17 protein-coding genes are annotated in these 16,020 nt (G+C 66.4%); 12 read left to right on the forward strand and 5 right to left on the reverse strand.

What is annotated here, in order from left to right:
• Positions 1-4: 4 nt before the first annotated feature.
• Complete coding sequence (locus tag VFG17_RS05055; protein ID WP_325028374.1) at positions 5-832, reverse strand: DUF4163 domain-containing protein; 828 nt, start codon at positions 830-832, stop codon at positions 5-7.
• 55 nt (positions 833-887) lie between these two features.
• Between VFG17_RS05055 and VFG17_RS05060 the strand changes: the two genes are divergently transcribed.
• The 3 genes from VFG17_RS05060 (at position 888) to argC (ending at position 4,253) form a co-directional block, all read left to right on the forward strand.
• Positions 888-2,291, forward strand: a complete 1,404-nt coding sequence (locus VFG17_RS05060) for a leucyl aminopeptidase family protein (RefSeq protein ID WP_325028375.1) — start codon at positions 888-890, stop codon at positions 2,289-2,291.
• A gap of 85 nt (positions 2,292-2,376) precedes the next feature.
• Complete coding sequence (locus VFG17_RS05065) at positions 2,377-3,321, forward strand: C40 family peptidase (RefSeq protein WP_325028376.1); 945 nt, start codon at positions 2,377-2,379, stop codon at positions 3,319-3,321.
• Positions 3,322-3,326: 5 nt separating this feature from the next.
• Complete coding sequence (gene argC, locus VFG17_RS05070; protein WP_325028377.1) at positions 3,327-4,253, forward strand: N-acetyl-gamma-glutamyl-phosphate reductase; 927 nt, start codon at positions 3,327-3,329, stop codon at positions 4,251-4,253.
• A gap of 3 nt (positions 4,254-4,256) precedes the next feature.
• Here argC and VFG17_RS05075 read toward each other — a convergent pair whose 3' ends face one another.
• Positions 4,257-4,472 carry a hypothetical protein gene (locus VFG17_RS05075; protein ID WP_209023732.1) on the reverse strand — a complete coding sequence of 72 codons (216 nt, stop codon included), beginning with the start codon at positions 4,470-4,472 and terminating at the stop codon, positions 4,257-4,259.
• Between the two features lie 172 nt (positions 4,473-4,644).
• Between VFG17_RS05075 and VFG17_RS05080 the strand changes: the two genes are divergently transcribed.
• Positions 4,645-5,988 (forward strand): sorbosone dehydrogenase family protein, encoded by a 1,344-nt coding sequence (locus VFG17_RS05080; RefSeq protein ID WP_325028378.1) that lies wholly within the window; start codon positions 4,645-4,647, stop codon positions 5,986-5,988.
• A 52-nt stretch (positions 5,989-6,040) separates the two neighbouring features.
• Here VFG17_RS05080 and dnaN read toward each other — a convergent pair whose 3' ends face one another.
• A complete protein-coding gene (gene dnaN, locus VFG17_RS05085) occupies positions 6,041-7,156 on the reverse strand; it encodes a DNA polymerase III subunit beta (protein WP_325028379.1) in 1,116 nt (371 codons plus the stop codon).
• 171 nt (positions 7,157-7,327) lie between these two features.
• Here dnaN and VFG17_RS05090 point away from each other — a divergent pair, with 171 nt between their 5' ends.
• Complete coding sequence (locus VFG17_RS05090; protein WP_325028380.1) at positions 7,328-7,825, forward strand: hypothetical protein; 498 nt, start codon at positions 7,328-7,330, stop codon at positions 7,823-7,825.
• Between the two features lie 6 nt (positions 7,826-7,831).
• Here the strand turns inward: VFG17_RS05090 and VFG17_RS05095 are convergent, their stop codons facing one another.
• Entirely contained in the window at positions 7,832-8,713 is an 882-nt protein-coding gene (locus VFG17_RS05095; protein WP_325028381.1) for a LysR family transcriptional regulator, read from the reverse strand.
• A gap of 152 nt (positions 8,714-8,865) precedes the next feature.
• Between VFG17_RS05095 and VFG17_RS05100 the strand changes: the two genes are divergently transcribed.
• Positions 8,866-9,195, forward strand: a complete 330-nt coding sequence (locus VFG17_RS05100; RefSeq protein ID WP_325028382.1) for a UrcA family protein — start codon at positions 8,866-8,868, stop codon at positions 9,193-9,195.
• Positions 9,196-9,398: 203 nt separating this feature from the next.
• Here the strand turns inward: VFG17_RS05100 and VFG17_RS05105 are convergent, their stop codons facing one another.
• Positions 9,399-9,827, reverse strand: coding sequence for a hypothetical protein (locus tag VFG17_RS05105; RefSeq protein ID WP_325028383.1), 429 nt, complete (start codon positions 9,825-9,827; stop codon positions 9,399-9,401).
• Positions 9,828-9,961: 134 nt separating this feature from the next.
• Between VFG17_RS05105 and VFG17_RS05110 the strand changes: the two genes are divergently transcribed.
• The 6 genes from VFG17_RS05110 (at position 9,962) to VFG17_RS05135 (ending at position 15,994) form a co-directional block, all read left to right on the forward strand.
• Entirely contained in the window at positions 9,962-10,537 is a 576-nt protein-coding gene (locus VFG17_RS05110; protein ID WP_325028384.1) for a GbsR/MarR family transcriptional regulator, read from the forward strand.
• Positions 10,538-10,547: 10 nt separating this feature from the next.
• Positions 10,548-11,210 (forward strand): DUF4166 domain-containing protein, encoded by a 663-nt coding sequence (locus tag VFG17_RS05115; protein WP_325028385.1) that lies wholly within the window; start codon positions 10,548-10,550, stop codon positions 11,208-11,210.
• Positions 11,203-11,601, forward strand: coding sequence for a thiol-disulfide oxidoreductase DCC family protein (locus tag VFG17_RS05120; RefSeq protein WP_325028386.1), 399 nt, complete (start codon positions 11,203-11,205; stop codon positions 11,599-11,601). The genes VFG17_RS05115 and VFG17_RS05120 overlap by 8 nt, the downstream gene beginning before the upstream one ends.
• A gap of 2 nt (positions 11,602-11,603) precedes the next feature.
• Complete coding sequence (locus VFG17_RS05125) at positions 11,604-13,259, forward strand: DUF4166 domain-containing protein (protein WP_325028387.1); 1,656 nt, start codon at positions 11,604-11,606, stop codon at positions 13,257-13,259.
• Positions 13,260-13,346: 87 nt separating this feature from the next.
• Positions 13,347-15,506 carry a prolyl oligopeptidase family serine peptidase gene (locus VFG17_RS05130; protein WP_325028388.1) on the forward strand — a complete coding sequence of 720 codons (2,160 nt, stop codon included), beginning with the start codon at positions 13,347-13,349 and terminating at the stop codon, positions 15,504-15,506.
• Positions 15,506-15,994, forward strand: a complete 489-nt coding sequence (locus VFG17_RS05135; protein ID WP_325028389.1) for a GAF domain-containing protein — start codon at positions 15,506-15,508, stop codon at positions 15,992-15,994. The genes VFG17_RS05130 and VFG17_RS05135 overlap by 1 nt, the downstream gene beginning before the upstream one ends.
• Positions 15,995-16,020: the final 26 nt, after the last annotated feature.

Below are 16,020 nucleotides of genomic sequence, written 5' to 3' on the forward strand. Positions count from 1 at the left end.
TTGCTCAGTTGATGGGAAGAAAGTCGCGCGCGAATTCGCGCCTAACGACCTTGACGAGCGCGCCGGTCATCGGGAGGTTGATCTTGTAGCTTCCCTCGGCGTAAGCGCCGATCTCATAAGGCGCGATGGCGATCGTGAGGCGGTCGAGATAGCGCCCGTCCGACGAGCCGAGCCACACCGTCTGCGCCGACGCCGGCGGGCATTCGGCAAAGACGCTGTCGGGCGCTTCCTCGATCCCCTTTGCCGCCTTGGCGCGCTTGATCCCGGCGCAGAAGGCGTCGCGGATCGCCGCGTCGAACGCCGCGCTGCTCTCGAACAGGTCGACCGGCTTCATCCGCTTGCGCCGGTTGCGGTCCCAGATCAGCGTATCGAAGGTCTGCATGCCGTGCGCGCCGCCCGAATAGGTCCCGATCTCCGCCGACAGGCTCAGGAAGCGCGGGGTGCTGGTGACGCGCTGCCACGTCTGGCGGTGGCTGTGCTTGCGATAGGGGAAACCCTCATTCTCCGCCGCGTCCTTGTCGCGCTGCGCCGCCGCGATCAAAGCCTCGCGCTTCGTCGCCCGATCCTCGTCGAGCGCCTTCGCAAGCTCGGCGATCCGCGCGGCGTCGGCAGGATAGCTATAGGCGAACTCGATCAGTCCGTTGTTTTCGCTGACATTCGACGCGGGCGCCTGCTTTGCGGCTTCATCGGCGGCGCCCTCGGGCGGCGCGCCGGGCACCGAGGCCGCGGCGACTTTTTCCGCCTTGGTCGGCTTGTCTTCGGAACAGCCCGCCAGCAACAGCGCGCCGGCAAGGATCGGGATGGCATTTCGCCAGTGGGTGTCGATCATCATGCGGACATAACGCCGGGAATCGACAAAATATCCCGGGCGGCCTAGCTACCACCGCATGACCGACTATTCCGACCTGATCCAGCCCGACAAGGGGCAGGACGCCCGCCCCATTCATCTCGTGGACAAAAAGGGCTATGACGAATGGCTGAAGGGCCGCAGCGCACGCGAACGCGCGCATCTGGCGGCGGTCGGTTTCAAGCCCGACGCCTTCGTCCACGCGATCCTGCCGGGCGACGATCCCGAAAAATGGGCGGTCGTCACCACGGTTGCCAAGGTCGACAGCTTGTCGGCCTGGTGCCTCGCCAAGCTGGGGCAGATTTTGCCCGAGGGCCGCTACCGGCTCGAAGGCCAGCAGCCCGGCAAGGCACTGTTCGGCTGGATGAGCGCGCAATATCGCTTCGACGCCTATAAATCGAACGCGCCCACCAAAGGTCCGCGCGTCCTGCTGACGACCGACGTCGGCACGATCGCGCCGATGGTCGCCGAAATGCGCGCGGTCGCGCTCGTCCGCGACCTCGTCAACACGCCCGCCGCCGACATGGGGCCCGGCGCGATCGAGAAAGCGGCCGAGCGCATCGCCAAAGCGCATGGCGGCAAGCTCACCGTCACCAAGGGCGAGGCGCTCGAACAGGGCTATCCGATGATCCACGCGGTCGGCCGCGCTGCGGCGAAGCATCACGCGCCGCGGCTGATCGAAATCGAGTGGGGCAAGGAGGATCATCCCCGCATCGCGCTTGTCGGCAAGGGGATCAGCTTCGACAGCGGCGGGCTCGACATCAAGCCCGCGGCGGGAATGCGGCTGATGAAGAAGGATATGGGCGGCGCCGCGCATGTGCTCGCGCTCGCCGAACTGGTGATGGCGAGCGGGCTGCCGGTGCGCCTCCACTGCCTCGTCGCGGCCGCCGAAAATGCGATCTCGTCCGACGCCTTCCGCCCGGGCGACGTGCTGAAGAGCCGCCTTGGCCTGACGGTCGAGATCGGCAACACCGATGCCGAAGGCCGGTTGGTGCTCGGCGATGCACTCGCGAAGGCGGGCGAAGCCAAGCCCGAACTGATCGTCGATTTCGCGACGCTGACCGGCGCCGCGCGCGTCGCGCTCGGCCCCGACCTGCCGCCACTGTTCGCCAACGACGATAATCTTGCCGAAGCGATGCTCGCGGGCGGGATCGAGCGCGACGATCCCCTGTGGCGCATGCCGCTCTGGGACGGCTATGCCGACCTGCTCGAAACCGACATCGCCGACTTGGGTAATGCGGGCAGTTCGCCGTTCGCGGGGTCGATCACTGCGGCGCTGTTCCTCAAACGCTTCGTCCCCGAGAGTGTTCTATGGGCGCATCTCGACACCTTCGCCTGGCGCCCCTTGGCCAAGCCCGGCCGGCCCAAGGGCGGCGCGGCGCTGGGATTGCGTGCGGCGTGGGCAATGTTGCAGGCGCGCTACGACCGGCGTGCGAAAAGCTGATCATTCTTGATAATGCAGCCCCTGCTGGTCTAATGGCCCGCGATTGTCCGCGCCCGGCGGACCCCGGGTTTCAACAGGACGGCAAGTGACAGCAGACAGCGGCGAACATTCAGCGGCCAATCGCGTGCGTATGGGACGTCCCGGCGCCGCCGGCGCAGGCCGTGATCGGTTCGGCTTGACCGGAACGTCGCAGGATTTCGATCCGCGCGTCGTCGCGATCCGTCCCGACCTAGCCGATATTGCGGTCGCCGGCACGCATTTCGCCCCGCATTATGCCGCGCCGATGATGCGCAGCGGCGTCCTCCCGGCGGCGGCGCTGCGCGCATCGCCGTCGGTCGACGCTGACCAGACGAGCGAACTGCTGTTCGGCGAGGGTTTTGCCCTGCTCGACCTCACCGGCGGCTGGGCGTGGGGTTATTGCCTCGCTGACCATTATGTCGGCTATCTCGCCGCCGAAGCGCTTGCCGCGCCGATCGCTCCGACGCACCGCGTCGAAATGATCGAAGCGATGCTCCACAGTGCCCCCGATGCCGCGAGCGGCGGCCCCGCCGTGCTGCCGCGCGGGGCGCTGGTGATGGGCGACGTCGAGGGCGAATGGCTCGCGACCTCGCACGGCTATCTGCCGCTCGCCGCGCTCGCCGACGTATCGACCGCGGACAGCGACCCCGCCGAACTGGCGGAGCAAATGATCGGCACCCCCTATCTTTGGGGCGGACGCACCGCGAAGGGAATCGACTGCTCGGGTCTCGTCCAGCTCGTGTGGGGCGCGGCGGGAGTGCAATTGCCGCGCGACAGCGACCTTCAGCTTGCCGCGCTCGGTGCCGACAAAGATGTCGATCCGGCAGCACTCGCGCGCGGCGACCTCGTCTTCTTTCCCGGCCATGTCGGCATCATGGCCGACGAAAAGAATATCATCCATGCCAGCCGACGATGGATGGCGGTAAAGGCCGAGCCGCTGGCCGACGTCATCACGCGTTCGGCCGCGAAGGATCATGATCCGCCGGTGAGCGGATATAAAAGACTGCGATAATCATCATGACACAGACGGTTTTCATCGACGGCGCGGCGGGAACGACGGGCCTCGAAATCGCCGAGCGCCTCGCCGGGCGGAGCGAGTTTTCGCTGATCACGCTGAACGAGGCGCGCCGCAAGGATGCCGCGGCGCGGCGCGAGGCGCTGAACGATGCCGATTTTGTCATCCTCTGCCTGCCCGACGACGCGGCGCGCGACGCGGTCGCGATGATTGGCAATGATCGCACGCGCGTCATCGATGCCTCGACCGCGCATCGCGTCGCGCCGGGCTGGGTCTATGGCTTCCCCGAAGTCAGCGGCCATGACGCCGTCGCGGACGCGGCGCGCGTGTCGAACCCCGGCTGCTATTCCACCGGCTTCATCGCGCTCGTCGCGCCGCTGGTGCGCGCGGGACTGCTGCCCGCCGACTGGCCCTATATCTGCCACGCGGTCAGCGGCTATTCGGGCGGCGGCAAGGCGCTGATCGAACGGTTCGAGCGGGATCCCGACATCGCATGGCGCGGCTATGCGCTGGCGCTCGGTCATAAGCATGTTCCCGAAATGCAGATGCGTTGCGGCCTGTCGATCGGACCGCTTTTCTCGCCGGCCGTGATCGCGGCGCATCGCGGCATGATCGTAGAGGTGCCGTTGCCGCTGAACGCGATGCCGACCGCCGCTTCGCCCGACAAGCTGCGCGCCGCGCTCGCGGACTTTTACGCGGGCAGCCCGATCGTGGTGATGGACGAAGCGCCGGCGGACGGCGAAATATTGCTCCGCGCTTCGGACGCGGGCGACGACCGGATCGCGCTGTCGGTGTTCGCCAATGCTGAAGCCAGCCAGGCACGCCTCGTCGCGCGGCTCGACAATCTGGGCAAGGGCGCGAGCGGCGCCTGCGTCCAGAACCTCAACATCATGGCGGGACTGCCCGAAACCGCGGGCTTGCGTCTGTAGCGCCTAGTGCACGGTGTCGAGAACATCCTCGACCGACAAATAGGTGATCAGCCGCTCGATCTGGCGCCAGCGCGCGAAATGGAGATGATTGCCGAGCGCGCGATATTGTTCGGCGCGCGCGGCGGCCGCGAACCCGGCTTCCTCGCCATGCAAAGTGATCAGCGCATGGGCATCCTCGACCGCGGCGCGATCGGCAAGAAAGGGGGCTGGCAGGTGCATCGGTTCCTGGTCCGTTACTCGGAACACTCCCCTATGCCCCCGCGTCTCACCGCGCCGTTCCCAACCGTGATAAACGGGCAGGTAAGGTTAATTGCAAGACCTTGCCGGTTAACCCTTCGTCCACGCTCGCTATCCCTTTGACGCCGCGCGCCGCCCGTGTAGACAAGACGCCATGCGCAAGATCCTGAAATATGCCGCCCTCGCCCTGCTGGTCCTGCTGATCGCCGGCGGCATCACGCTCTATGTCATGTCGCGGCCCGATGTGGCGCGCTTCTCGACCGCCGAACTCAGCGGCCGGGTGCCGGTGATGGCGTCGCAGCGCACCGAGACATTTCCGACGGTGAATGTGCCCGAGGCGACGAGCTGGCCCGCGGGCCAGGCCCCCCGCGCCGCGCAGGGGCTGACCGTCGCGCGCTTTGCCGAGGGTCTCGACCATCCGCGCACCCTGTTCGTGCTGCCCAATGGCGATGTGCTCGCCGCCGAATCGCAGAGCCCGCCGCGCAAGGACGGCGGCGTGCAGGGCGCGGTGATGAAAAGCCTGATGGGCAAGGGCGGCGCGGGGCGCCGTCCGTCGGCGAACCGCATCACCTTGCTCCGCGATGCCGACGGCGACGGCAAGGCCGAGGTGAAGACCCCTTATATTACCGGCCTCAACTCGCCCTATGGCATGGCGCTGGTCGGCGATACGCTCTACGTCGCCAACACCGACGCTCTGCTCGCATTCCCCTATGTCGAGGGCGAAACCAAGATGAGCGGCAACCCGGTGAAGGTCGTCGATCTGCCCGCGAAGGGCACCAACCGCCACTGGACCAAGAGCCTCGTCGCCGCGCCCAATGGCTGGCTCTATATCGGCGTCGGCGCCGACTCGAACATCGGCGAGGCGGGCATGAACCGCGAGTTCCGCCGCGCGAGCGTGCTCGAGGTGCGGCCCGAGAATAAATATATGCGCACCTTCGCCGCGGGCATCCGCAACCCCGTCGGCCTCGCCTTCTACCCCGGCTCCGACCGGCTGTGGACGGTCGTCAACGAACGCGACATGCTCGGCAGCGACCTCGTCCCGGACTATCTGACCGACCTCGACGAGGGCGATTTCTATGGTTGGCCCTGGTATTATTGGGGCGGCTTCATCGACCCGCGCGTCGAGCCCGAGGCCGAAGATCGCCGGCAATATGTGAAGCGTCCCGAATATGGCCTCGGCGCGCACACCGCGCCGCTCGGTTTCACCTTTACCGACGGTCTCGACCTCGGCGAACGCTGGGCTAACGGCGCGCTGATCGCGCGCCACGGGTCGTGGAACCGCGAGCCCGTCACAGGCTATGACGTGGTGTTCGTCAAGTTCGGCGCGAATGGCAAGCCGGTCAACGCTCTGCCGGTCACCCTGCTCGACCAGTTCCTCGGCAAGGAGGGCGAGACCACCCGTGGCCGCCCGGCCGATGTCAAGGTCGCAAAGGATGGCAGCGCGCTCGTCGCCGACGACACCGGCGGCGTGATCTGGCGGATCGCGAAGGCCGGATAAGAAAAGGCCCCGCAGTCGCGGGGCCTTATTCGTTTCACGCGATGGCGGGCCGTCAGACCCGCATCGGCATCAGCACATAGAGCGCCGGGCTCTTTTCACTCTCGCGGATCAGCGTTGGCGCGTTGGCGTCGGCGAGGTGGAGTTCGACGCTGTCGCCGTCGACCTGACCCAATATGTCGCTGAGATAGCGGGCGTTGAAGCCGATCTCCATCGCGTCGCTGTCATAACCCGCCGCCAGTTCCTCGGCGGCGGTGCCGTTTTCGGGGCTGGTCACCGACAGGGTGATGCGATCCTTGTCGAGCCCGACCTTGACCGCGCGCGTCTTTTCGCTCGCGATCGTCGACACGCGGTCGACGCCCTGGAACAGGCTCTTCGGATCGACCTTCAGCAGCTTGTCGTTCGCGGTCGGGATCACGCGGCTGTAATCGGGGAAGGTGCCGTCGATCAGCTTCGAAGTCAGCACCGCATGGCCGAGCTGGAACCGGATCTTGCTGGCCGAGAGGCTGATTTCGACATTGCCCTCGGCCTCGTCGAGCAGCTTGCGGATCTCACCGACGCATTTGCGCGGCACGATGACGTCGGGCATCGACGCGGCGCCGTCGGGGCGCGTGACGGTATAGCGCGCGAGGCGGTGGCCGTCGGTCGCCGCGGCCTTCAGCACCGGCCCCGTCGCATCCTCGGCGACGTGGAAGAAGATGCCGTTCAGATAATAGCGCGTTTCCTCGGTCGAGATGGCGAAGCGCGTCTTGTCGATGATCTGGATGAGCTCGGCGACCGGCAGTTCGAAATTCGTCGGCAGGTCGCCCTCGGCGATCACCGGGAAATCGTCGCGCGGCAGCGTCGGCAGATTGAAGTTCGAACGGCCCGCCTTGATCTGCATCTTGCCCTCGGCAGCGGCGAGGCTGACTTCCGACCCTTCGGGCAGCTTGCGCGCGATTTCGAACAGCGTGTGCGCCGACACGGTCGTCGTGCCCGGCGTTTCGACCTTCGCCGCGATCGTTTCGACCACCTGCAGGTCGAGATCCGTCGCCATCAGTTTCAATTGGCCCGACGCGTCGGCTTCGATCAGGACGTTCGAGAGGATCGGAATCGTGTTGCGCCGTTCGACCACCGACTGGACGTGGCCGAGGCTCTTCAACAACACTGCGCGTTCGATCGTCGCTTTCATTCTAAATCGCCATCCCTGTGCTTTCCGCGGGAAAAGTCCCTGAGGGACAGACCATCGGAGGCGATTCGCGCCCCGATTCTGGCCCCTGAAAATGTCCACCTTCCTTAACGCACGCGTCGGCGGGCGCAAGCCATGCTTGCAAAGCGGCCCCAATCGCGCGAACGAAGCGCGATGCGGCGGTGGGGCATTCTTTTCCTGATGGCGATGGCGACGCCCGTCGCGGCGCTCGCCGCGCCCCCGGTCGCGCTCGGCATTTTCGACGGCTGGGGCGCGTTTCGTGATCCCGCAACGCCGCGCTGCTATGCCCTCGCCGCGCCCGCCGCGACGATCGGCACGCCGCGCGTGAAACCCTATGCCAGCGTCGGTTACTGGCCCAAGTCGCGCATCCGCGGCCAATTCTATGTCCGCCTGTCGAAAGCGCGCGCGCCCGATCGCGAGTTGCGGCTGACGATCGGCAGCCGCCGTTTCATCCTGACCGGCAACGGCGCGCACGGCTGGGCAAGCGACGCGCGCATGGACGCCGCGATCGTCGCGGCGATGCGGTCGGCGCCGAGCATGAGCGTTGAGAGCGGCACGCCCGACGGCCGCGCGATCGCCGACACCTATCGCCTGCGCGGCGCCGCGACCGCGATCGACGCGGCGGCGCTGGGATGCGCGCGGCTACGCTGAGGCGCCCTAGGCCCGCCCCAGCTTCGCGAGTTCGGTTGCAAGAAAGTCGAGGACCAGCCGCACCCGCGGGACGTGGCGCAGCCGTTCGTGGGTCAGCAGCCACAGCCCCGTGGTGTCCTCGCTTTTCGGCGGAATGCAGCGGATCAGGTCGGGTTCGCGGTCGGCGAGGAAGGCGGGCAAAATGGTCAGCCCCATTCCCGCCCGCGCCCCCGCAAGCAACCCCGAGCCGCTATCATATTGCATGACCACCGACTCCTCGAGCCGATATTGCTTGAGCCATGCCTGATAGGGCTCCCACACCGACCCGCCGCCGCCGATGAAGGGGTGCGTCGCCAGCTGTTCGCGGCTGTGCGGGACGCCGTGACGGTCGGCATAGTCGCGGCTGCAATAGAGCGTCCACGGATTGTCAGCGATGCGCCGGCCGACGAGGCCCGCGCCGGTCGGCTGCTTGCTGCTGCGGATCGCGATGTCGGCGGCCCCGGCGGCGAGATCGCGCGGCTCGTCCGAGGTGTCGAGATGGATATGGATGGCGGGATGCGCGGCGCGCAGGTCGCGGAGGATCGGCGGCAGGATCGTCACCGCAAAGATCTCCATCGTCGTCACGCTGACCGTCCCGCCCGCATCGCGCGACCGCGCGCCCGCCGCTTCGCCGAAGCGGTTGGCGGCATCGCGCACGGCGATCGCGCTCGCCAGCATCGCCTCGCCGACAGGGGTCAGCGCGTAACCCGCCTGCCGCCGCTCGAACAGGTTGAGGTTCGTCGCCGCCTCCAGCGCGGCGATGCGCCGGGCCACGGTCGTCTGGCTGACGCGCAGCGCCTGCGCGGCGGACAGGGTGCTGCCCGTTTCCGCCACCGCCAGAAAGGCCTTGAGGTCGTTCCAATCATACATGACGCCTTGTGCGTCATAACCGCCCCGGCCTCATTCTGCAATTTTGCAGAATGCCCCGGCAACATCGTTGCTCCTGCCGCGCGGCGCGATCGCTTATTTTCGCCTCACCGGCTTACTCCCCTCCTCCCCGAGCCGGACGATGGAGATACAAGATGCAAAAGCTTCTGATCCTCGCCGCCCTCGCTGCCGTATCGGCGGGCCAGCCCGTAGCGGCGCAAACCACCCCTGCGAACCCCAGCGTCGCCGTGGCGCACCGCGACCTCGACCTCAGGACCGAGGCGGGCGCCAAGGCGCTCGACCGCCGCATCTGGCGCGCCGTGGTGACGGTGTGCGGCAGCGCGCCCGATTATGACATCGAAGGAAAGAATGAGGTGCGCGAATGCCGCCGCGACACCCGCCGCATCGCCTCCGCGCAGGCCGATCTGGCGATCGTCGGCGCTTCGCGCGACCAGAAAATCCAGGTCAGTTCGATCCGCAAATAGCTGCGAGCCCCTGTTGCAGGGTTCGTAAGAGCCGGGGCGGCGATCCGGGCACGATCGCCGTCCCAGTGTGCTGTCCGGTTCAGCGGCGGCGCCCGCGCCCGCGCGGACAGCATGGCTGCTTTGGGGTGGAAAGCGGAAGTTGGCCTCGTAGTTGGCCCGTGAGCATGATGACCAGGTATTGCGCGCGAGCGAACGCTTAGTCTTCAGTTCGACGTTCTCAGTGCCACCGGATAAGGTCCCTGCCAGCTGAAATTGCTGATCTCGACCAATCCGTTTCTCACTCGCAAAACCGCTGCGGCTCCTTCGAGCGGAGAACCCTCGGTTTCATCGCGATATTTGCACCACCAGTTAACTGTATAGTTAAGCGACCCAACGCCGCGCATTACTGCCCCTACATCACAATCCTTCGTTTTCTCTATGACCGCATTAGCGGTGGTTTCTAACCGTCCCGGCGTGTGCCGAGCGCGAAATTCGGCATCGTATCGCAACTCAACATGCGCTTTCTTTTCAAGATAGACCGAATTGCCAGCGACAAGTGCGGCGAGGAAAGTACGCATCACCGCTTCGTCGTCATGGCGTTCCGAAACTGGAACCACCGTCGCCACAGCGGCCACTAGAATTGAACCAATCATCGGTCACACACTCCAAATCTGCATTGAGTCGAAGTTGGCACGTTGTTTGGATGTCGGCAATCGGTCGTTTCCCGTCGCTCCCAAACCCGTTCAAACCACTTGACTCATAATCTCTTATATCCGATATTTCTGTTATGACAGAAATTCAAGAATATGCTTTAAAACCATCCCCCGCCGCGACGGAGTTCATTCTCCACTGGGGCAATCTCGGCGGGCAATGGGGCGTCAACCGCTCGGTGGCGCAGATTCATGCGCTGCTCTTCATTTCCGACCGTCCGCTCCACGCCGAGGAGATTGCCGAGATGCTTGGGCTCGCACGCTCGAACGTCTCCAATTCGATCAAGGAACTCATCGGCTGGCGGCTGATCGAGCGCGTCCCGCTGCTCGGCGACCGGCGCGACCATTTCACGGCCGAGAAGGACATATGGGAAATGGTCACGCGCATCGCCGCGGGGCGCAAGGCGCGCGAGGTCGATCCCGCCGAGGCGGCGCTCAAGGCCTGCGTCACGCGCGCCGCACACGACCCGCAATTGAGCAGCGATGCCAAGGCGCGGCTCGCGGACATGCTCGATTTCGTGACGACGATGAGCCGCTGGCACGACCAGATGCTGGAGGTGCCCAAACCGGCGCTGATGCGGCTGATCAAATTGGGCGCGGGCGTGACGAAGCTGATCAACTGGCGTCCGGGCAAGGGCAAGGACGCCGGGTAGGAGGCAGACGATGCGGGGCACAGCGAAAAGACCCGTCGAAGCGCCTGCCGTGCGCGACGAGAACGATGCGCTCTACGACTACCGCTTCCGCCGCCTCGTCCCGCGCGCCGCATGGGACGCGCTCCCCGAGGACGTTCGCCGCCGTTTCAGCAAGCGCCTGACGGGCGCCGCGGCCGCGACCTACAGCGGCGAGATCGTCTGGACGCGCCTCTCGCGCGCCGGCTGGCTGCTCGCCCAGCTCTGCCGCCCGATCGGCGCGCCGCTGCCGCTCGCACCGAGCGGCCCCGCTCCCGCAGCGGTCGCGGTGAGCGAGGACCGGGGGAACGGCGGCCAATGCTGGTCGCGCCTCTATGGCCGCGCGAGCGGGCATCCGCAGGTGATCCACAGCGCCAAAAGCTTCGCCGGGCCGACGGGGCTCGAGGAGCATATTGGCGGCGGTTTCGGCATGGCGCTGACCGTGCGTGCCGAGGCCGACGCGTTGATCTTCACTTCCGACCATTATTTCTGGCAGCTCGGCCGCGTCCGTTTCCGCCTTCCGCGCTGGTTGACGCCGGGGACCACGATCGTGACGCACCAGCATCTGGGCGCCGGCCGCTTCGCCTTCGACCTCAGGGTCACCCACCCGCGCCTGGGTGAACTCGTCAATCAGCACGCCTTGTTTCGCGATGGCTGACGGTCCGGTCATCCTGTTCGACGCCGAATGCGTCCTCTGCTCGGCGAATGCCCGCTTCATCCTGCGCCGCGACAGGGCGGCGTATTTCCGGCTCGCTTCGATCCAGAGCGTCGCCGGCGCCGCGACCTGCCGCCGCCACGGCGTCGACCCCGAGGATCCGTCGACGCTCCTCCTCGTCGAAGGCGCACGGGTACGGCGCGACAGCGACGCCATCCTCGCCATCTATCAGGGGCTCGGCTTTCCATGGGCGCTCGCCGGCGTCTTCCGCCTGATCCCCGCCGCGCTGCGCGATCCCGTCTATCGCTGGATCGCGCGCAACCGATACCGCTTCTTCGGCAAGCGCGAGAGCTGCTGGGTCGCCCCGCCCGAATATAGGGACCGCATCTTGTGACGATGAGGATATTGATTCTCGGCGGCTATGGCGTTTTCGGCGGACGGCTGGCCGAATTGCTGGCCGATCTCCCCGACCTCGAACTGCTGATCTGCGGCCGCGACCTCGCCCGCGCCGAGGCCTTCTGCGCCCGCTACCAAGGCAAGCCGCGCGCGGTTCCTTGCGCACTTGACCGGCGCGACATCGCCGACGCCCTGCGACGCTTGAAACCCGATCTCGTCGTCGACGCCTCGGGCCCGTTTCAGGATTATGGCGCCGGTCGCTACCATGTCGTCGAAGCGTGCATCGCGGCGGGTATCGACTATCTCGACTTTGCCGATGGTGCCGATTTCGTCTTCGGCATCGATCGCTTCGACGCCGCGGCCAGGGCGGCGGGCGTCTTTGTTCTGTCGGGGGTCAGCAGCTTCCCCGCGCTGACCGGCGCGGTGCTGCGCGAAATGGCGCGGACGATGGACATTCGCAGCATCGAGGGCGGCATCGCGCCTTCCCCCTTTGCCGGCATCGGCCTCAACGTCATGCGCGCGGTCGTCGGCTACGCCGGCGCGCCGGTGAAGCTGCGGCGCGGCGGAGCGGATTCGCACGGCATCGGCCTCGCGGAAAGCATGCGCTTCACCGTCGCGGTGCCCGGCCGTTTGCCGCTGCACAATATTCACTTCTCGCTCGTCGATGTTCCCGACCTCCAGCTTTTGCCGCGCGCCTATCCGGCGATGACCGACATCTGGATGGGCGCGGGGCCCGTGCCCGAGATTCTGCATCGCATTCTCAACCTGCTCGCCAAGGCCCGCAGGCGCTTCCGCCTGCCGTCGTTCGAGCCATTCTCGCGCCTCTTCTATGCCGTGCTCAACCGGATGCGCTTCGGCGAGCATCGCGGCGGCATGTTCGTTCGCGCACGCGGGCTGGCCGACGGCCGGACGGTCGAGCGAAGCTGGCATCTTTTGGCCGAGGGCGATGACGGCCCCTATATTCCGTCGATGGCGATCGAGGCGATCGTCCGCAAATCGCTCGCCGGCGACCCTCCCCCCGCCGGCGCGCGGTCGAGCGTCGATGCGCTGACCTTGGCGGATTATGACGCGCTGTTCGAGGGCCGCTCGATCCACACCGGCTTTCGCGGCGAAGAGCCCGACGCCCCGCTCTATCGCCGGATTCTCGGCTCCGCCTTCGACACGCTACCGCCGCGACTGAAGAAGCTTCACGGCGACAAGGCCGCGCGCCGGTGGCGGGGTCATGCCGAAGTCCGCCGCGGCCCGGGCCTGCTCGCACGGATCGCGGCCGCGACGATGCGCTTTCCGAAAGCGGCCGAGCGCGCGCCCCTCAGCGTCGCGTTCGACCCCGAATGCGGCGGCGAACGCTGGACCCGCGATTTCGCCGGCAAGCGTTTCTCGTCGCACCAATCGCGCGGCGTCGGCCGGAACGAATATCTGCTGGTCGAACAGTTCGGGGTGCTGTCGTTTGCGATGGCGCTGGTCGTCGAGCGGGACCGGCTCCATCTGATCCCGCGGCGCTGGTCGGCTTTCGGCCTCCCGATGCCGCGCTGGCTGATGCCCTATGGGGCGAGCTTCGAAACCGAGACCGGCGGCCGGTTTCATTTCGATGTCGAAATCGCCACGCCGCTCACCGGGTTGATCGTCGCCTATCGCGGATCGCTCGAACCGGCGTGACGCGCACTTAATTCCTTGCTCGCCCCTTGCCGATCCTTACATACAGGCGCACGATAATTTCCTTAAACGCAATGAGGTCGCCTTGCCATGTCCCGTAAAACTCTTTCCGCACCGCTCGCTCTCGCGGCTCTCGCGATGACCCCGGCGGCGGCACAGGCAGCCGAGGCGGCGGCAGCGGCGGCCCCCGCTCCGGCGCTCGCCTATCCCGACACCTTGCGCGGCGATACGGTCGACCCGCAGTTCGGCGTCGACGTCGCCGACCCCTATCGCTGGCTCGAGGATGACGTCCGCGTCAATCCGAAGGTCGCCGACTGGGTCGCGGCGCAGAACGAGGTGACCGACGCCTATCTCGACACGCTGCCCGGCCGCGACGCGTTCAAGGCGCGGATGACCGAGCTTTACAATTATGAACGCTTCGGCCTGCCGACCAAGGCGGGGACGCGCTATTTCTACAGCCGCAACGACGGGCTCCAGCCGCAGTCGGTGCTCTATGTCCGCGAGGGGTTGAAGGGCGAAGGCCGCATCCTCATCGATCCCAACCTCTGGGCCAAGGACGGCGCAACCGCGCTCGCCGAATGGAATCCGTCTGAGGACGGCAAGCATCTCCTCTATTCGGTGCAGGACGGCGGCACCGACTGGCGCATCGTGCGCGTCAAGGACGTCGCGACCGGACAGGACCTGTCCGACGAGGTGCGCTGGGTCAAATTCTCCGCGCTCGATTGGGCCAAGGACGGCAGCGGTTTTTATTATTCGCGCTTCCCCGAACCCGAAGCCGGCGAGGCCTTCCAGTCCTTGAACGAAAATCATAGCGTCTATTTCCACAAGCTCGGCACGCCGCAGAGCGAGGACGTGCTGATCCACGCGACCCCCGACAAGCCCAAGCTCAACAACAGCGCGATCGTCACCGACGACGGCAAATATCTGCTCGTCGTCTCGTCCGAAGGGACCGACGAACGCTATGGCCTTACGCTTCACCCCATCGGCAAGCCCGGCGCAAAGCCGATCACCCTCGTCGACGATTATGCGAATAACTGGGAATATGTGACCAACGCGGGCACGCGCTTCACCTTCCTCACCAACAAGGGCGCGCCGCGCGCGCGGATCGTGTCGTTCGACATCAAGAAGCCCGGCGAGCTGACCCAGATCGTCGGCGAAAATGACGCAACGCTGGTCGGCGCGTCGCGCGTCGGCAATCGCATCATCCTCTCCTACCTCGGCGATGCGAAGTCGGAGGCGCGGATGGTCGCGCTCGACGGCAAGCCGGTCGCCAACATCAACCTCGCCGACATCGGTTCGGCATCGGGCTTCGGCGGCAAGTCGAGCGATCCCGAAACCTTCTATGCCTTTTCAAGCTATGCGCGGCCGACGACGATCTACCGCTTCGACACGCAGACCGGAAAGAGCGAGATTTTCGCCGAGCCCAAGCTGACCTTCAAGCCCGCCGATTTCACCGTCGAGCAGCGTTTCTACAAGTCGAAGGACGGCACCGAGGTGCCGATGTTCGTCGTGATGAAAAAGGGGCTCGACCGCAGCAAGGGATCGCCGACGCTTCTTTATGGCTATGGCGGCTTCAACGTGTCGATGACCCCCGCCTTCTCGCCGACGCGGCTCGCCTGGGTCGACAAGGGCGGCGTGCTCGCGATCGCGAACCTGCGCGGCGGCGGCGAATATGGCAAGGCCTGGCACGACGCCGGCCGCCTCGACAAGAAGCAGAATGTCTTCGACGACTTCATCGCCGCGGGCGAATATCTGATCGCGCAGGGCATCGCGGGCAAGGGCCAGATCGCGATCGAGGGCGGGTCGAACGGCGGCCTGCTCGTCGGCGCGGTGACCAACCAGCGCCCCGACCTGTTCGCCGCGGCGCTGCCCGCGGTCGGGGTGATGGACATGCTGCGCTTCGACCGCTTCACCGCCGGCCGCTATTGGGTCGACGATTATGGCTATCCGTCGAAGGAAGGTGATTTCAAGAATCTGCTCGCCTATTCGCCCTATCACAATATCAAGGACGGCGTGTCCTACCCTGCGGTGCTGGTGACGACCGCCGACACCGACGACCGCGTGGTTCCGGGGCACAGCTTCAAATATACCGCCGCACTCCAGCATGCCGACGCGGGCGACAAGCCGCATCTGATCCGCGTCGAAACCCGCGCCGGCCATGGCAGCGGCAAGCCGACCGACAAGATCATCGCCGAAGCCGCCGACAAATATGCCTTCGCGGCGAAGTGGACCGGGCTGAACGTCGAATAATGTCCTACGCCCTCACCTTCTCGGCGACCGATCCCGCCGAATTATGGGCCGAGGCGGGCGACGCCGCCGCGGCGCTCGTCGCGGGCGAGCGCGACGGCATCGCCAATATGGCGAACGTCGCGGCGCTGATCTGGCAGGCGATTCCCGACCTCAACTGGGCGGGCTTCTACCGCTTCGACGGGAGCGAGCTCGTGCTCGGTCCGTTTCAGGGCAAGGCGGCGTGCATCCGCATCGCGCTCGACAAGGGCGTGTGCGGTGCCGCCGCGCGGCTGCGCGCCACGCAGCGGGTCGACGACGTCCACGCCTTCCCCGGCCATATCGCGTGCGACGCCGACAGCCGCAGCGAGCTCGTCGTCCCGGTGATCGCGAACGACCGGCTGGTCGGCGTGCTCGATCTCGACAGCCCGCGCCCCGCGCGCTTCGCCGCAGCCGACCAGGCGGGCGCCGAGGCTCTGGTCGCGCGCATCGCGGCTTCGCTCGCCTCCTGATGTGCGTCAAATCGGGACATAAACTT

Source organism: Sphingopyxis sp. (genome assembly GCF_035686825.1).
Lineage (GTDB): Bacteria > Pseudomonadota > Alphaproteobacteria > Sphingomonadales > Sphingomonadaceae > Sphingopyxis.